Source organism: Marivivens donghaensis, assembly GCF_030410045.1.
In the GTDB taxonomy this organism is placed as follows: domain Bacteria; phylum Pseudomonadota; class Alphaproteobacteria; order Rhodobacterales; family Rhodobacteraceae; genus Marivivens; species Marivivens donghaensis.
This window is the reverse complement of the sequence record NZ_JAUFRA010000001.1, coordinates 238058-252838: the sequence shown is the minus strand read 5'-3', so window position 1 is coordinate 252838 and position 14781 is coordinate 238058. Positions and strand designations below refer to the sequence as shown.

Sequence of the window (14781 nt, the reverse complement as noted above, 5' to 3'; positions counted from 1 at the left end):
ACCATGACCCGACCCAAACCCGTTGTTCTGTGTATTCTGGATGGCTGGGGCAATCGCCCTGACGCGACTGCTAACGCACCTGCACTCGCGGACACACCCACCTTTGACCGCATCATAGCAACCTGCCCTACGGCAGAGTTGATCACCCACGGTCCCGATGTCGGCCTCCCCAGCGGGCAAATGGGTAACTCTGAAGTCGGTCACACAAATATTGGCGCAGGCCGTGTCGTTGCTATGGACCTAGGCCAGATCGACCTTTCGATTGAGGACGGTTCCTTTGGCAAAACCGAGGGCATCTTGGCCTTCATTACCAAGTTGAAAGAAACAGGCGGGCAGGCTCATTTGATGGGTGTCGTCTCGGACGGCGGTGTTCACGGCCACATCGAACACATCATCGCAGCCGCAAAAGTTTTGACCGACGCGGGCCTTCCGGTCGCCCTCCATGCGATCACTGACGGGCGCGATGTTGCACCGAAATCGGCAGACGTTTTCATGGCTGATCTCTTGGCGCGACTGCCCGAAGGCTGCACCGTTGCGTCGGTCACTGGTCGCTACTTTGCCATGGACCGCGACAACCGTTGGGAACGTGTGTCGACCGCATACCACGCGATGATCGACGCCAAAGGCGCGTTCACCGCGCCGGACGCGGCAACCGCTGTTGCAAACGCCTTTGCCCGCGGCGAAACCGACGAATTCATCCAAGCAACCGTGATCGAAGGATATACTGGTGTTCAATCTGGCGACGGTTTGTTCTGTTTGAATTTCCGCGCCGACCGCGCCCGCGAAATCCTTGCGGCCATGGCACAGCCAGACTTTTCTGGGTTTGATCGCGGCGCGCTGCCGCCGTTTGCAGCGCGACTGGGCATGGTCGAATATTCCGTCGATCACAACGCATGGTTCGAAACCGTTTTTCCTAAGCGCAAGATCGTGAACACCTTGGGCGAATGGGTTGCAAAGCAAGGTCTGACCCAGTTCCGACTGGCAGAAACCGAGAAATATCCGCACGTCACGTTCTTCCTTAACGGCGGCAAGGAAACGCCTGAAGTCGGCGAAGACCGCTTTATGCCGTTGTCGCCGAAGGTTGCGACCTATGATCTTCAGCCAGAGATGTCAGCGCCCGAAGTGACTGCGAAATTCGTGGAAGCGATCGAACAAGGCTACGACCTGATCGTCACCAACTATGCAAACCCTGACATGGTCGGACACACTGGCGACCTGCAAGCCGCGATGAAAGCCTGCGAAGCCGTCGATCAAGGTTTGGCTAAAGTTGTCGAAGCCTTGGAAAAAGCTGGTGGAGCAATGGTCATCACCGCGGACCATGGCAACTGCGAAATGATGATCGATCCAGAAACAGGCGGCGCACATACCGCGCACACGCTCAACCCAGTTCCAGTGGCAGTCTTTGGTGGGCCCAAAGGCGTGACGCTACGCAACGGACGTTTGGCTGACCTCGCACCAACCCTGCTGGACCTGATGGAGCTTCCGCAGCCCGACGAAATGACTGGACAGAGCCTGCTCATCCGATGATCCGCACGACCACTCTCGTCCTATCGCTTTGGACTGGAACCGCCTTTGCTGAGGCAGATCCGGGCCAAGCAGCCCTTGCTGCTGCGGCACGGATCGAGGGCGCGAGTGTCATGCTCCAAGAGGCAGACACTGCACGCGACAGGGTGTCCGCTCTGACTGAAACGGTCAAAGCCTACGAGGACGGCCTCGTCGCTCTTCGCGCGGGGCTTCGCCAAGCCGCCATTCGGCAAGAAGCGCTTGAGACCGAACTGGACGCAAAATCGGATGAAGTCGCGCAATTGCTCGGCGTTCTGCTTTCAATGGGCCGTGCACCTGCGCCCGTGCTGTTGCTGCACCCAAGCGGGCCAACGGGAACAGCGCGGTCTGGCATGATCCTCGCAGATGTGACCCCTGCCCTGCAACAAGACGTCACCAAACTGCGCTCTCAACTCGAAGAAGTCGCACTGTTGCGCGATCTGCAGGACAACGCAGCCGATAAATTGCGCCAAGGGCTGGACGGAGCTCAGACCGCTCGCGCCTCATTAAGCGCAGCAATATCCGACCGCACCGACCTACCGCAGCGTTTCACCGAAGACGCTATTCAAACCGCGCTCCTCATTTCCTCTGCCGAAACGCTCGATGCGTTTGCGAGCGGTCTGAATGACACCATTGGTGAGGAAATGGACATTCCATCGCCCGACGCACTGTCGATGCGGGGCAACATTCCCCTTCCTGTCCAAGGGCGCATCCTCCGTGGCTTCAACGAAGAAGACCTCGCAGGGATTAGCCGCCCTGGGGTCCTTTTGGCGACGCAGCCCCGCGTCCTCGTCACGACACCTGTCGCAGCCACGTTGCGGTTCAAAGGACCGCTGCTCGATTATGGAAACGTGGTGATCACTGAGCCCGCCGCAGACATCCTTTTTGTTTACGCGGGCCTCGCTGAAACGTTTGGCCAAGTAGGTGAAGTTCTGCCCGCTGGATCACCGGTGGGCATGATGGGTGGAGATTCACCCCTAGTTGACGAGATTTTGACCGATTTAGAGAACGGATCAGGCATTCGGGCCACGGAAACCCTTTATCTTGAGGTACGAGAAGGGCAATCTCCGGTAGACCCCGCGATCTGGTTCGCGATGGAGTGAGGTATACTATGAAGAAATTCGCCATTGCGGCAGCGTCGGGCACCATTCTTGGTCTTCTGGCTACAACGCAGATCGCTGGCCCCTTGATCGCTCAAGAGGCCGACCGCAATTCAACGGTCTATGAACAGCTTGATCTGTTTGGCGATATTTTCGAACGCATCCGCGCGCAGTACGTCGAAGAAGTCGATGAAACCGCGCTGATCGAGGCGGCGATCAACGGGATGCTCACATCCCTCGACCCGCACTCCAGCTACCTATCCCCCGATGCTGCCGCAGATATGCGCATTCAAACCTTGGGTGAATTTGGCGGCTTGGGGATCGAAGTGACCCAAGAAGAAGGCTGGATCAAAGTCGTCTCCCCGATGGATGGAACGCCAGCGGATGCTGCGGGCATTCTCTCGGGCGACTTTATCACCCAAGTCGATGGCGAGAGCCTTTTGGGCCTCACACTGGATCAAGCGGTTGACCTGATGCGCGGCCCTGTCGGGTCCGAGATCATCCTGACCGTCGTGCGGGAAGGTGAAACAGAACCCTTTGAAGTTTCGATCATCCGCGACACAATCAAACTCACAGCCGTTCGCGCACGGACCGAAGGCGATGCTGTCGTCCTCCGCATCGCGACCTTTAGCGGTCAGACCTACGACGACCTGATCTCTGGCTTTGAGGCTCAGATCGAAGAAGCTGGCGGCAAGGAAAACGTCAGCGGCGTTATCCTTGATCTGCGTAACAACCCTGGCGGCTTGCTTGACCAGGCGATCTATGTGTCTGACGCGTTCCTTGATGCTGGTGAAATCGTATCGACCCGCGGCCGCAACGCGGCTGACGGCGACCGCTACAATGCGACGCCAGGTGACATCACTGACGGCATGCCCATCGTTGTTCTGATCAACGGCGGGTCTGCATCTGCATCGGAAATCGTATCAGGTGCGCTCCAAGATCACCGCCGCGCGATCGTGGTCGGCACCAAATCGTTTGGCAAAGGTTCGGTACAAACCGTCATGCCGCTGCGCGATGATGGCGCGATGCGTTTGACAACAGCACGTTACTACACGCCGTCGGGCCGTTCGATCCAATCGCTCGGCATCCAACCAGACATCATCGTTCAACAGCCACGCCCGCGCCCTGCGGTTGAGGTGACCGAGGATACACCAAACATGCGGTCCGAAGCAGACCTGCGCGGCGCGCTGAACAACGATAGCCTGACCGAAGACGAAATCCGCCAAATCGAAGAAGACGCAGCTCGCGCCGAAGCAACGGCAGCCCTTCGCGAAGAGGATTACCAGTTGGCCTATGCAATCGACATCCTTCGTGGATTGAGCGCACTGGGCAATCGCGAGTAATTTCGCGCGCTTCTAAACCCAAGGGCAGCACCTAATCGTGCTGCCCTTTTTCGTTTGTCTGCTTGGCCTTATGGTGGTCGCGCGATAGACTTTGCCAAACCGTTGAAAGGCTCCTACGATGACCCCTGAACAGATTGCTGCACTCCCCTACCGTCCTTGCGTGGGCGTTATGCTTGTCAATCAAGAGGGGCGGATTTTTGTCGGTCAACGCAACGACCGCGATCAAGATGCGTGGCAAATGCCACAAGGCGGCATCGACAAAGGCGAAGACCCACGTGACGCCGCCCTGCGCGAGCTGTGGGAGGAAACGGGCGTTACATCTGACCTCGTGACCGTCGATGCCGAAACCGAAGGCTGGGTTGCCTATGATTTGCCGCATGATGTGGTCCCGAACATTTGGAAAGGCCGTTACAAAGGGCAAGAACAGAAATGGTTCCTGCTGCGCTTCAAAGGGTCAGATGAGCAAGTCAACATCGCAACTGAGCATCCTGAATTCACCCAATGGAAATGGATCGATCCCGCCGACGTTGTGGCCTCCATCGTCCCGTTCAAACGTGCCGTTTATGAACAGGTGCTTGCGGAACTCGGCCCCAAAATCTAGCGAAGCCGTTCGAGCATATGGAGCGTTGGGCGCCCATCCGCAGATAACCCCACACTGCTCTGCCATGCCCTAAGGGCTGACCGAGTCTGCGGCCCCGGCCTGCCGTCTACAGACCCAGCGTTAAATCCCGCAGCATTCAGGCGCCGCTGCAATTCTGCAGCCTCAGCAGAAGTCAAACCACGATCGCCGCGGGGCCACGACGCAACAAACGGACCGCCCCCTGCAATACGGTCTGCCAAATGCCCGACGCCGATCACATAGGCTTCGGATGCGTTGTAGCGCTCAATCGTTCGGAAATTCGCGAATGTCATCAGCGCGACGCCGCGCGCGCCTGCTGGCAAAAGCAACCCTGCCGACCCGTAATCAGGAACCGCTCGCCCATCGACACCAACAACACCTTGCTGCGCCCATTCTGACGGCATTCGCATGGTGCTGCGTCCCGCTTGTGCAAAATTGAAAGTGGATGGCAAACGCACCTCGACGCCCCAAGGCATTCCTCTTCGCCAATTGAAGCGCGCCAAGTAAGCTGCCGTCGATGCTAGAGCGTCAGTCGGATCATCGGACCAAATATCCCGCCATCCATCACCGCGAAAATCGACGCCATAAGCCTCAAAGCTTGTCGGGATGAATTGAGTATGACCCATCGCGCCGGCCCAGCTGCCCACGAAATCTCGTTGCCGAACATGGCCAGCCTCAAGGATGCGCAGCGCTGCCATCAGCTGTTGCTCAAAGAACCGACCGCGCCGTCCGTCATAAGCAAGAGTGGCCAGTGCTTCGATCACTGGAATGTCACCGCGACGGGCGCCATATGCGCTTTCCATCCCCCAAATCGCACAAACGATCGCAGCGGGAACCCCGTAGCGGTCCTCAATTTCGGCTAACAGACGGCGATTGTCGCGGAACGCCCTGCGTCCATTAGTGACGCGGCTCTCCGACACGACGAGGTCGAGGTAGTCCCAAATCTCGCGCCGAAACTCCGCCTGATTGCGATCCCGCTCGACCACTTCGGCGTTATAGCGAACGTTTGCAAAGGCCGCGTCGATGGTTCGTTGGGATATACCCCGCGAACGCGCTCGTGATTTGAAGCTAGCCACCCAGCCGTCAAAACCGCTTTGCGCATAGGCCAAACTCGGCACAGACAAAGCACCCAAAACCATCGCGCGACGGGACAAAACCATAGGACTACTCACACCTTGAAACCTAGCTTCAAGGTAGATCACTCCTGAAAACTTACAACAAAAGCCTCAGAGACCTGCGAGATTACGCCGATCTACTTACGCGTTCGTTTCACCTTACGGCGCACCTTATCGGCTTTCTTCTTGGCAGCGTTCGCTTTGCGTCGCACAGGTCGGCCACGGCCACCGCGCATTGGGCCCTTCGGCATGATGAAGTCATCGATCGAGATAATTTCGCCGACAAGACCACCGGAAATCGGCGCGGCTTCGGTCAATTTCAGAGTGACCCGTTGGCCAAGGCCGATGACCATGCCCGACTGCGACCCAAAGAGCTGTTGGGCTTCGGCATCATAGTGGAAAAATTCGCTCCCGAGTGAACGCACAGGCACCAGGACGTCTGCGCCCGTTTCATCCAGCTTCACAAAAACGCCAAACTTTTGAATGCCACTAATACGGCCAGGTAGCTCCGTCCCAACGCGATCTTTCATGAATGCCGCGAGATAACGGTCAGTCGTATCTCGCTCGGCGATCATCGAACGGCGTTCGGTATCGCTGATTTGCTGCCCCGTCGCTTCGAGCATTTCGATATCCCAATCGCTGAGACCATCATTGCCCCATTTATGCGTCTTGATCAGAGCACGGTGCACGATGAGGTCGGAATATCGACGGATCGGCGAGGTGAAATGCGCATAGTTGCGCAGTGCCAAGCCAAAGTGACCAAAGTTATTCGGCCCGTAATAAGCCTGCGTCATCGACCGTAGGGTCGACATGTTGATCAACTCATCCTGCGGCGTGCCTTCAGCCTGACGGAGAAGTTGGTTGAGGTGGCGGGTCTGCAAAACCTGACCTTTGGCCAGCACCAGACCGCTTGCTTGCGCGACTTCACGTAGGCTGTCCAGCTTTTCGGGGCTTGGTTCTTCGTGCACGCGGAACAACAACGGCGTGCGGTGTTTGATCAGTTCTTCAGCGGCGGCAACGTTCGCCAGCACCATGAATTCTTCGATCAATTTGTGCGCATCGAACCGTTCTTTGAACGCGATCGACGTGACCTCGCCCGCGTCATTCAACACGATCTGACGTTCTGGCAGATCCAATTCGAGAGGCTGGCGCACCGCACGCGCCTTTTTCAACGCTTCATAGGCGGCGTAGAGCGGCTTCAAAACGGGTTCGAGGAGCGGACCTGTTTTCTCATTCGGCATGCCGTCGATGGCGGCTTGTGCCTCCTCATAGGCCAAAGAGGCCGCCGACCGCATCAATCCGCGCACGAACCGATGGCTGATTTTGCGCCCCTCAGCATCGATCCGCATCTCGACGGCCATACAAGCGCGATCAACAGCTTCGTGCAGCGAACATAGATCACCCGACAGACGGTCAGGCAGCATCGGGACAACACGATCAGGGAAATAAGACGAGTTTCCGCGCTTACGCGCCTCACGATCCAAGGCGGAGTTCGGGCGCACGTAATAAGCGACGTCGGCAATCGCGACCCAGAGATAGAAACCTCCTTCGTTGTCGGGATCACTATCTGGAATTGCTAGGACCGCGTCATCCCTGTCGCGAGCATCGGCTGGGTCAATAGTGACAAGCGGCAGATGACGCAGATCGGTGCGGTCCTTGAGTTCCGCTGGCTTAACGCTGTCCGCTTCCGCGATCACATCGTCAGGAAATGCGTCGGGAATGCCGTGTTGGTGGATCGCAATTAGGCTGACCGCTTTGGGTGCGGATGGGTCACCAAGTCGATCAATAATGCGCGCTTTAGGCAGGCCAAGCCGCCCTTTTGGGCCGCTCTGCTCTGCTTCGACCAATTCGCCGTCCTTGGCCCCTGCGGTCGCGCCCTCTGGAACGATCCATTGTTTGTCGGCTTTTTTATCGATGGGGACTATACGGCCACCCTCGTGGCTCTGCCGAAATACACCGACAATCCGCAACGGGTTTGACCCGACGCGACGGATCATGCGCGCAGTGTAATCGTAGTCCTCGCCTTTAACCTCGGTCATCCGACCCAAAATTCGGTCGCCAGGTGCCAAAGCGGGATCCGTATCGCGCTGGATCATAAGAATGCGCGGCATCGCACCATCACCACGCCATTCCAGTGGACGCGCCCACAGGTCACCGTTGTGATCAGGGTCGATCACTTGCAGCACCGCAACGGGCGGTAGTTTTTCAGCGTCGCGATACGACGACCGACGCTTGGTCAGCGCACCTTCATCTTCCAACTCTCGCAAGATGCGTTTGAGATCGATCCGCGCAGAGCCTTTGATGCCAAAGGCCTTAGCGATATCGCGCTTAGCGGTGAGGGTCGGGTTCGTGGAAATCCATTCGAGGATTTCCTCTTTTGAAGGAATACGTGTCATGCGACAGCCCTAACACCAGACGGGGCACAGCGCACCCGCCTTCTTTGATGAAACCATACTCTGGTCCCGATCCAACGTCTTGCGAAAGTCAGGGATCAGCCGAAATAATCGTTCAGAATTCGGGTGTAGATGGATTTCAACTGACCGATCTGGTCAACCGCGACACGTTCATCCACCTGATGCATAGTTTTCCCGACAAGCCCAAATTCGACCACAGGACAGTGGTTTTTGACAAACCGTGCATCCGACGTGCCACCCGAAGTCGATAGCTCGGGTGTTTTGCCCGTCACAGCCTGAACAGATTTTGACACCAGATCCGACAACTCACCCGGAGGCGTGACAAAGCTCTCACCCGAAATTTTCACGCGCATATCGACTTTGACGCCGAACTCTTCGGCGATCTTATCGGCTTCGCCCTGCATCCACGCGGTCAGACTTTCACCTGTATGAAGGTCGTTATAGCGGATATTCACGGCCGCGCGGGTCTGCGCAGGGATCACGTTCGTCGCGGGGTTGCCCGTGTCGACTGTGACGAAAGCCAGCGTCGATGGATCAAAGTGGTCGGTGCCACTGTCCAACTCATGCGACGACATACGGTCAACCAACCGCGCCAGCGCAGGAATAGGGTTATTCGCACGATGCGGATAGGCCGAGTGTCCCTGAACACCCGTCACAGTAAACCACGCCGTCAACGAACCGCGGCGCCCGATCTTCATCATTTCGCCCATTTCATTCGGACAGGTCGGCTCACCAACCAGACAGACCGACATGGATTCACCCTGCTGATCCATCCAATCCAAAAGAGCGACCGTGCCATCATCGGCATCACCCTCTTCGTCACCTGTGATGGCGATCGCAATCGCGCCATCGGGCGGCGTTTGTTTCACAAAATCAATAGCGGCCGCGACGAATGCCGCAACGCCAGACTTCATATCCGTCGTACCGCGACCATACATGAACCCGTCTTTGATCTCTGCGCCAAACGGATCAACGGTCCAGTCGTCCCGGTTTCCCAATGGTACGACATCCGTATGACCATTGAACCCGAACGTGCGGTTCGCCCCTTTACGGCCCCATCGCGCGTATAAGTTCGAAATTCCGCCACGGTCCACGCGCGTGCAGTCAAATCCAGATGCACTCAATAGCTCTTCGAGCAGTACCAAAGCGCCACCTTCGGCGGGCGTCACAGAGGGACAGCGGACAAGTTGAGCGGTAAGATCAACGGGATCGATAGGTGCGGTCATAAGCGTCTCCTTTGCACCAGCCCTACCCAAGCCCCAAAGCCGATGCAATCAGGCGAATGTGGCGACTGGAACACAAAAATTCCACATGGGTAAATTTAACTATACAAAAGTGTTAACAAAAAATCTTTGCACAGGTTATGGTTGTCTCAAAATAGAGACCCGAGGCAGGGCAGACCCCAAGATGGTCAGTGGCGAGCAGTAAAGCCACATTTATAGAGTTCGGATTTTGTGTCCGTCTTGAAGCATGCGCTGACCTTGGCAGAGAGCTGAGGCAAAGATGGTTAGTGGAGTCGAAATCGGTTACAACACCGGTGCGAGCGCCATGCAGATGGCCGAAACAATTTTCGGCGATGGCGTCACAGTTGTGTCCGCCTCCTATACGGGCGACAACAGGTCATCTGCGATTTACACAAACGGTGATCTCACTGGCGGTGTTGCGCCGTCAGACACGGGTGTCATCCTATCTACGGGTCAAGCCTCCAGCTTTACCACGTCGAACCGATGGCAATCGAACACATCCACCAGCACCACAACGAACACGTCTGGCGTCAACAATGACGCCGACTTCAACGCGATTAGCGGCGGTTCGACCTATGATGCGGCTTGGCTCGATGTAAGCTTTATCCCGACAGGCGACACACTAACCCTGAGCTTTGTTTTCGCGTCGGAAGAATTTCCAGAATACACCACATCATCGTTCAACGACGCCGTGGGCGTATGGGTCAATGGTGTCCACGTTCCCCTATCGATCGGGGACGGCACGACCTCTGTGAACAACGTAGGTGGACCGACGGGTTCCAACCTTTACGTCGACAACACCCAAGACCAATACAACACGGAAATGGATGGCTTTACCGTCACCATGACCCTGAACATCCCCGTCGATCCCAACATCTTGAACACGATTAAGATCGGGATCGCGGACGTTGGGGACAGCAGCTACGACTCAAACATCCTGATCGCTGCGGATTCAGGTCAAACAACTTTGATCGCCGTGACTGATGATGTGTCGATGTATGCCAACGGAACCAAAACGTTTGACCTGCTTGGCAACGATACGAACGCCACCTCAGGCACCCTTCAGATCACAGAAATCAACGGTGTTCCGGTTACGGCAGGCAGCACACTCACACTGACAACAGGCCAAACGATCACTGTAAACGCTAACGGCACAATCACGGTTGTTGCCGATAGCGACGGAGAAGCGGTCAACTTTACCTACCAAGTTGACGCCTTGGACGGTTCGACTGTCGTCGGAACGTCGACGGGTATAGTCAACCTCGACGTCATTCCCTGTTTTGTCTCTGGCACGTTGATTTCCACAACGCGCGGCATGGTGCCGGTCGAAGACCTTTCAATTGGTGACATGGTCCTCACCATGGACGAAGGCCCGCAGCCTTTACGCTGGATCGGCAATCGCGAAGTCGAAGCCACAGGGAAAATGGCTCCTGTCCTGATCGAAGCGAATGCAATCGGTGAACACGACGCGTTGATGGTATCCCCACAGCACCGTGTTCTTATGCGGGACCCGCTGGCCGCACTGCTCTTTGGCGAAGAAGAGGTGTTAGTCAAAGCGCGAGATTTGGTGAACGGATCAACCATTCGCCACGTCGAAGGCGGAACGGTCACCTACCACCACATCCTGTTTGACCGCCATCAAGTCGTCTATTCCGAAGGCCTCCCGACAGAGAGCTTCCACCCCGGCCCACAGGCAACAAATCAATTCGACCCAGAAGTGCTCGAAGAAATTTGCACGCTGTTCCCAGAATTGACGCCAGAGACTGGAATGAACCACGGCCCTGCCGCGCGACTTTCGCTGAAATCATACGAGGCTCGCCTCCTTGCCGAGGCTGCTGCATGAGTTGGATCGGCCTGCGCGATCACAACGGTACCCAGCGGTTTCACCCCAGTGGGTTAATCGGTGATCAAACCAAGGTGAAACGGGTTTCGGCCGATGCCCTGATCGCCAAGGGCACGCTGCTTATCGAAACCATCCATGACCCCGATAAGGTCAGGCGTAATTTGCTACGGTTCGCGGCAAATACCCCGTGGCACAGCGCCCTAAGGCTGACTTTGGACCCAGATGGGACCTTACGGTTGCTGATGGGGCAGGGGCAGGTCACCGCAGATTTTGCGTTGAAAACCGACCTACATACCCACAAAGGCACCGCCGCAATCTGGTTCACATGGGACGCACCAGCCCGCAAGGGTCTGTTGGCCGTCCTAACCTCGACCAATGAGTTCTATTGCTGTGATCTCTTTGCCCCGATCCCGCTGTGCTTTCGGGACGCAGACCGCATTTGCACACATCCCCAAGCAACCCAGATGGACTCTGCAACGACATTCGTTGCGATTGCCGATAGCATCGAACCTGTCGGGCCGCCCGCAACCCTCTCGGGCCAATCGATCATCGAAACACCCAACGGCCACGTCCGTCTTGAAACGCTGAAACCAGGGGCAACGGTTGTCACTGCAGATGGAGAAACGGCTCAGATCCGATCAATCGCCACGCAAACGCTTCCTGCCCGCGGTATGTTCACACCACATATCATTCGTGCACCCTATTACGGAGCGAGAACCGATTTGATCATCGGTCCACGCCAGCATGTCGAACTCGGCGGATCAAAAATCGAATACCTGTTCTTGACGGAATATGTGCTGACTGAGGTTGGCCACCTGACAGACGGACGCGAGGTTCTGGCCACCAGTCAGAGCGATCTTGTGACGTATTACCATGTCATGCTCGACCGCCATGACGTCCTCGAACTTACAGGTGTTCGATTGACCAGCCTTGACCCTGCACCATTCCGCCAAAACGCTGCAATGCGTCAGCACGGCATCCTGCGCGACGTGCCACAGGAATTGCTACCGACAGGCCCATCAATTGACCTGCAGCATCTCAGAAATTTCGAAGCTGTATTGATCCCGAACCGCTAGATCAGGCGTCATTATCGTCAAAGAACGGGGTCATCTGCGCGACGATCACGCTGTTTTCTTCAAGTGCGCGCTGCATCAGTTCCTGTTCGTCTTCGTCGATATCGTGACCTTCGGCAAGACGTTCATCCAAAGTGCCATAACCCGTCACGTCCAGCGGATTTAAGTCGGCCTGCTTTAGGATCGCAACCGTTTCGCGGACGGCTTCAGCTTCATCAACACCGCTGGAATAGCACATCAGCGCGGCGCCAGTGCTGCCATCTGGCAGACCGTCACCTTCCTTGCGACCGACCTGTACCAAAAGGGTGTAGACCTGTTGTTTGGTGTCTTTTTTGACCATTTCGGCCCCCTCTTGCCTTGTTCGGCGCATGATTAACGGTTGAGACCGTTTGACTGTGAACGCGATGATTTTCAAGTGGCGACGCAAACCGCATTATACTTTTGCACCGCGAAAATCGGCAAAACCTACTCAAATGATCCCCGAAAATAACCCTTAGGTGAATAGACCTGTTCACCTATTTGGCCCCTAATGTGAACGTCGAGACACCTCATTCGCATGTGGTGTCGCTTCAGTCTTTCAGAGACGCGGGTGACTCTCCGTCACGCCCACGTCACGACTTTGCCCCGCAAGCTACCGCTCGCGGGGCTTTTTTATGGCCGCGACAAAAGCAAAGGCGCGCCCAAAATGGACGCGCCCTAAACTCAATATGAGAAAGATAATTAATCGCGCAGAAGTTCGTTGATGCCTGTCTTCGAACGCGTGCGTTCATCTACACGCTTAACAATAACGGCGCAGTACAAGTTGATACCGTTTTTCGACGGCATCGAGCCCGAGACGACGACCGAATACGGCGGCACTTCACCGAAGAAAACTTCGCCCGTTTCGCGGTCAACGATTTTGGTCGACTGGCCGATGTAAACGCCCATGCCCAGCACCGAACCTTCGCGGATGATGCAGCCCTCAACAACCTCAGAGCGAGCACCGATAAAGCAGTTGTCTTCGATGATGGTCGGGCCAGCCTGCATCGGTTCAAGAACGCCACCGATACCTACGCCACCCGACAGGTGAACATGTTTACCGATTTGTGCGCACGACCCAACGGTCGCCCATGTGTCAACCATAGTGCCTTCACCTACGTGCGCACCGAGGTTCACGAAGGACGGCATCAGAACGACGCCTTTGGCAATGTACGCAGACTTACGAACAACTGCGTTCGGAACAGCACGGAAGCCAGCCGCTTGGAAGTCTTCAGCGCCCCAACCTTTGAACTTGCTGTCGACCTTGTCCCACCAGCTGTGACCCTGCGGACCACCAGACTGAAGCTCCATATCCTTGATACGGAAACCCAAGAGCACGGCCTTTTTCGCCCACTGGTTTACATGCCATTGACCGTCATGCTGACGTTCGGCAACACGCAGTGCACCGCTATCAAGCGCGTTGAGCGTATCTTCAATCGCTTCACGGGTTTCGCCCGTGGTCGCAGGGGTGATCGTATCGCGGGCTTCCCACGCGGCTTCGATGGCAGCTTCGAGCTGGACGTTCGACATGTGGCCTCTCGGTGTTAGATGTGGTTTGAACCTTCCGAGGGGCTATAGACCGTTTCACCCCCAAAGAGCAATAAAAGGCACGACCCATGAGAGACGACAACCGACGCCACCCCCTTCGCCACTCAGGAGAAGACCGTCAGGCCGCCAAACACATCCCTGACACTCCGCAGACGCGGTCGCCGACCTATAAACTGGCGTTTTCGGACACGGATTTCATGTGTCGCGAAGATCTCCGCCCTGTTCGTCTGCAACTCGAACTCCTGAAAACAGAGTTGGCGATGGACGAAGCTCAGATCGAATCAACGATCGTTCTGTTCGGTGGTGCACGGATTCCAGCACCCGAAAACAAAGCCACGGCGCGAACACAGACGCTCTCTGATCTGTCGAAATACTACGAAGAAGCACGACGCTTTGCCCGCATGATGACCGAGCTTTCGCTGAAAAATGGGGGCCAAGAGAACGTCATCGTCACGGGCGGCGGTCCTGGAGTGATGGAAGCTGGTAACCGAGGCGCAGCAGAGGCAGGCGGTAAATCAATCGGCTTGAACATCGTCCTTCCGCACGAGCAAGCGCCAAACCAATACGTGACGCCAGAACTGTGTTTCAACTTCCACTACTTCGCCATTCGGAAGATGCATTTCCTGATGCGCGCGAAAGCGGTTTGCGTGTTCCCAGGTGGTTTCGGTACCTTGGACGAAATGTTCGAGAGTTTGACCCTGATTCAGACAGGTCGGATGGAGCAAATTCCATTCTTACTCTTCGGTAAGAAATTCTGGGAAAAGATCATAAACTGGGATGCACTCGCTGACGCGGGCACCATCTCGGATCAAGACTTGGCGCTCTTCCGCTATGTTGAAACAGCAGAAGAAGCGATGGACGCGCTCGCAAACTGGGAAAACGTGGGTCAAAAGCGCGGGTCTATCCCGGGACGTTGACCGAA

12 protein-coding genes are annotated in these 14781 nt (G+C 56.3%); 7 read left to right on the top strand and 5 right to left on the bottom strand.

From position 1 onward, the window contains the following. Positions 1 to 3: 3 nt before the first annotated feature. From gpmI to QWY83_RS01240, 4 genes are all read left to right on the top strand, one after another. Entirely contained in the window at positions 4 to 1527 is a 1524-nt protein-coding gene (gene gpmI / locus QWY83_RS01255) for a 2,3-bisphosphoglycerate-independent phosphoglycerate mutase (RefSeq protein WP_249946757.1), read from the top strand. Beyond that, entirely contained in the window at positions 1524 to 2645 is a 1122-nt protein-coding gene (locus tag QWY83_RS01250) for a murein hydrolase activator EnvC family protein (RefSeq protein WP_105236024.1), read from the top strand. The genes gpmI and QWY83_RS01250 overlap by 4 nt, the downstream gene beginning before the upstream one ends. Positions 2646 to 2653: 8 nt before the next feature. Further along, positions 2654 to 3985: a S41 family peptidase gene (locus QWY83_RS01245; protein ID WP_249946756.1), complete on the top strand. Its 1332-nt coding sequence runs from the start codon at positions 2654 to 2656 to the stop codon at positions 3983 to 3985. Between the two features lie 118 nt (positions 3986 to 4103). Then, complete coding sequence (locus tag QWY83_RS01240) at positions 4104 to 4586, top strand: RNA pyrophosphohydrolase (RefSeq protein WP_249946755.1); 483 nt, start codon at positions 4104 to 4106, stop codon at positions 4584 to 4586. On the opposite strand, the gene QWY83_RS01235 is transcribed toward QWY83_RS01240, so the two are convergent. From QWY83_RS01235 to dapE, 3 genes are all read right to left on the bottom strand, one after another. After that, positions 4583 to 5776, bottom strand: coding sequence for a lytic murein transglycosylase (locus QWY83_RS01235; RefSeq protein WP_249946754.1), 1194 nt, complete (start codon positions 5774 to 5776; stop codon positions 4583 to 4585). The genes QWY83_RS01240 and QWY83_RS01235 overlap by 4 nt on opposite strands. 80 nt (positions 5777 to 5856) lie before the next feature. Then, positions 5857 to 8115 carry a ribonuclease R gene (gene rnr / locus QWY83_RS01230; protein WP_249946753.1) on the bottom strand — a complete coding sequence of 753 codons (2259 nt, stop codon included), beginning with the start codon at positions 8113 to 8115 and terminating at the stop codon, positions 5857 to 5859. A gap of 95 nt (positions 8116 to 8210) precedes the next feature. Continuing rightward, positions 8211 to 9359, bottom strand: coding sequence for a succinyl-diaminopimelate desuccinylase (gene dapE, locus QWY83_RS01225; RefSeq protein WP_249946752.1), 1149 nt, complete (start codon positions 9357 to 9359; stop codon positions 8211 to 8213). Between the two features lie 277 nt (positions 9360 to 9636). On the opposite strand from dapE, the gene QWY83_RS01220 reads away from it, so the two are divergent. Then, complete coding sequence (locus QWY83_RS01220; protein WP_249946751.1) at positions 9637 to 11220, top strand: Hint domain-containing protein; 1584 nt, start codon at positions 9637 to 9639, stop codon at positions 11218 to 11220. Further along, on the top strand, positions 11217 to 12296 hold the full coding sequence (locus tag QWY83_RS01215; RefSeq protein WP_249946750.1) for a Hint domain-containing protein: 1080 nt from the start codon (positions 11217 to 11219) through the stop codon (positions 12294 to 12296). Before QWY83_RS01220 ends, QWY83_RS01215 begins: the two co-directional genes overlap by 4 nt. 1 nt (position 12297) lies before the next feature. Here QWY83_RS01215 and QWY83_RS01210 read toward each other — a convergent pair whose 3' ends face one another. Beyond that, positions 12298 to 12633 (bottom strand): DUF8846 family protein, encoded by a 336-nt coding sequence (locus QWY83_RS01210; protein ID WP_249946749.1) that lies wholly within the window; start codon positions 12631 to 12633, stop codon positions 12298 to 12300. 380 nt (positions 12634 to 13013) lie between these two features. Further along, the gene (dapD, locus tag QWY83_RS01205) at positions 13014 to 13841 is read right to left on the bottom strand and encodes a 2,3,4,5-tetrahydropyridine-2,6-dicarboxylate N-succinyltransferase (RefSeq protein ID WP_249946748.1); all 828 of its coding nucleotides are present in this window, start codon (positions 13839 to 13841) and stop codon (positions 13014 to 13016) included. Between the two features lie 86 nt (positions 13842 to 13927). On the opposite strand from dapD, the gene QWY83_RS01200 reads away from it, so the two are divergent. Continuing rightward, the gene (locus tag QWY83_RS01200; RefSeq protein ID WP_249946747.1) at positions 13928 to 14776 is read left to right on the top strand and encodes an LOG family protein; all 849 of its coding nucleotides are present in this window, start codon (positions 13928 to 13930) and stop codon (positions 14774 to 14776) included. Positions 14777 to 14781 lie beyond the last annotated feature (5 nt).

Bases quoted from the DNA above. Each gene is read 5' to 3' on its own strand.
- gpmI (WP_249946757.1), top strand. From the start codon at position 4: ATGACCCGACCCAAACCCGTTGTTCTGTGTATTCTGGATGGCTGGGGC.
- QWY83_RS01250 (WP_105236024.1), top strand. From the start codon at position 1,524: ATGATCCGCACGACCACTCTCGTCCTATCGCTTTGGACTGGAACCGCC.
- QWY83_RS01245 (WP_249946756.1), top strand. From the start codon at position 2,654: ATGAAGAAATTCGCCATTGCGGCAGCGTCGGGCACCATTCTTGGTCTT.
- QWY83_RS01240 (WP_249946755.1), top strand. From the start codon at position 4,104: ATGACCCCTGAACAGATTGCTGCACTCCCCTACCGTCCTTGCGTGGGC.
- rnr (WP_249946753.1), bottom strand. From the start codon at position 8,115: ATGACACGTATTCCTTCAAAAGAGGAAATCCTCGAATGGATTTCCACG.
- dapE (WP_249946752.1), bottom strand. From the start codon at position 9,359: ATGACCGCACCTATCGATCCCGTTGATCTTACCGCTCAACTTGTCCGC.
- QWY83_RS01220 (WP_249946751.1), top strand. From the start codon at position 9,637: ATGGTTAGTGGAGTCGAAATCGGTTACAACACCGGTGCGAGCGCCATG.
- QWY83_RS01215 (WP_249946750.1), top strand. From the start codon at position 11,217: ATGAGTTGGATCGGCCTGCGCGATCACAACGGTACCCAGCGGTTTCAC.
- QWY83_RS01210 (WP_249946749.1), bottom strand. From the start codon at position 12,633: ATGGTCAAAAAAGACACCAAACAACAGGTCTACACCCTTTTGGTACAG.
- dapD (WP_249946748.1), bottom strand. From the start codon at position 13,841: ATGTCGAACGTCCAGCTCGAAGCTGCCATCGAAGCCGCGTGGGAAGCC.
- QWY83_RS01200 (WP_249946747.1), top strand. From the start codon at position 13,928: ATGAGAGACGACAACCGACGCCACCCCCTTCGCCACTCAGGAGAAGAC.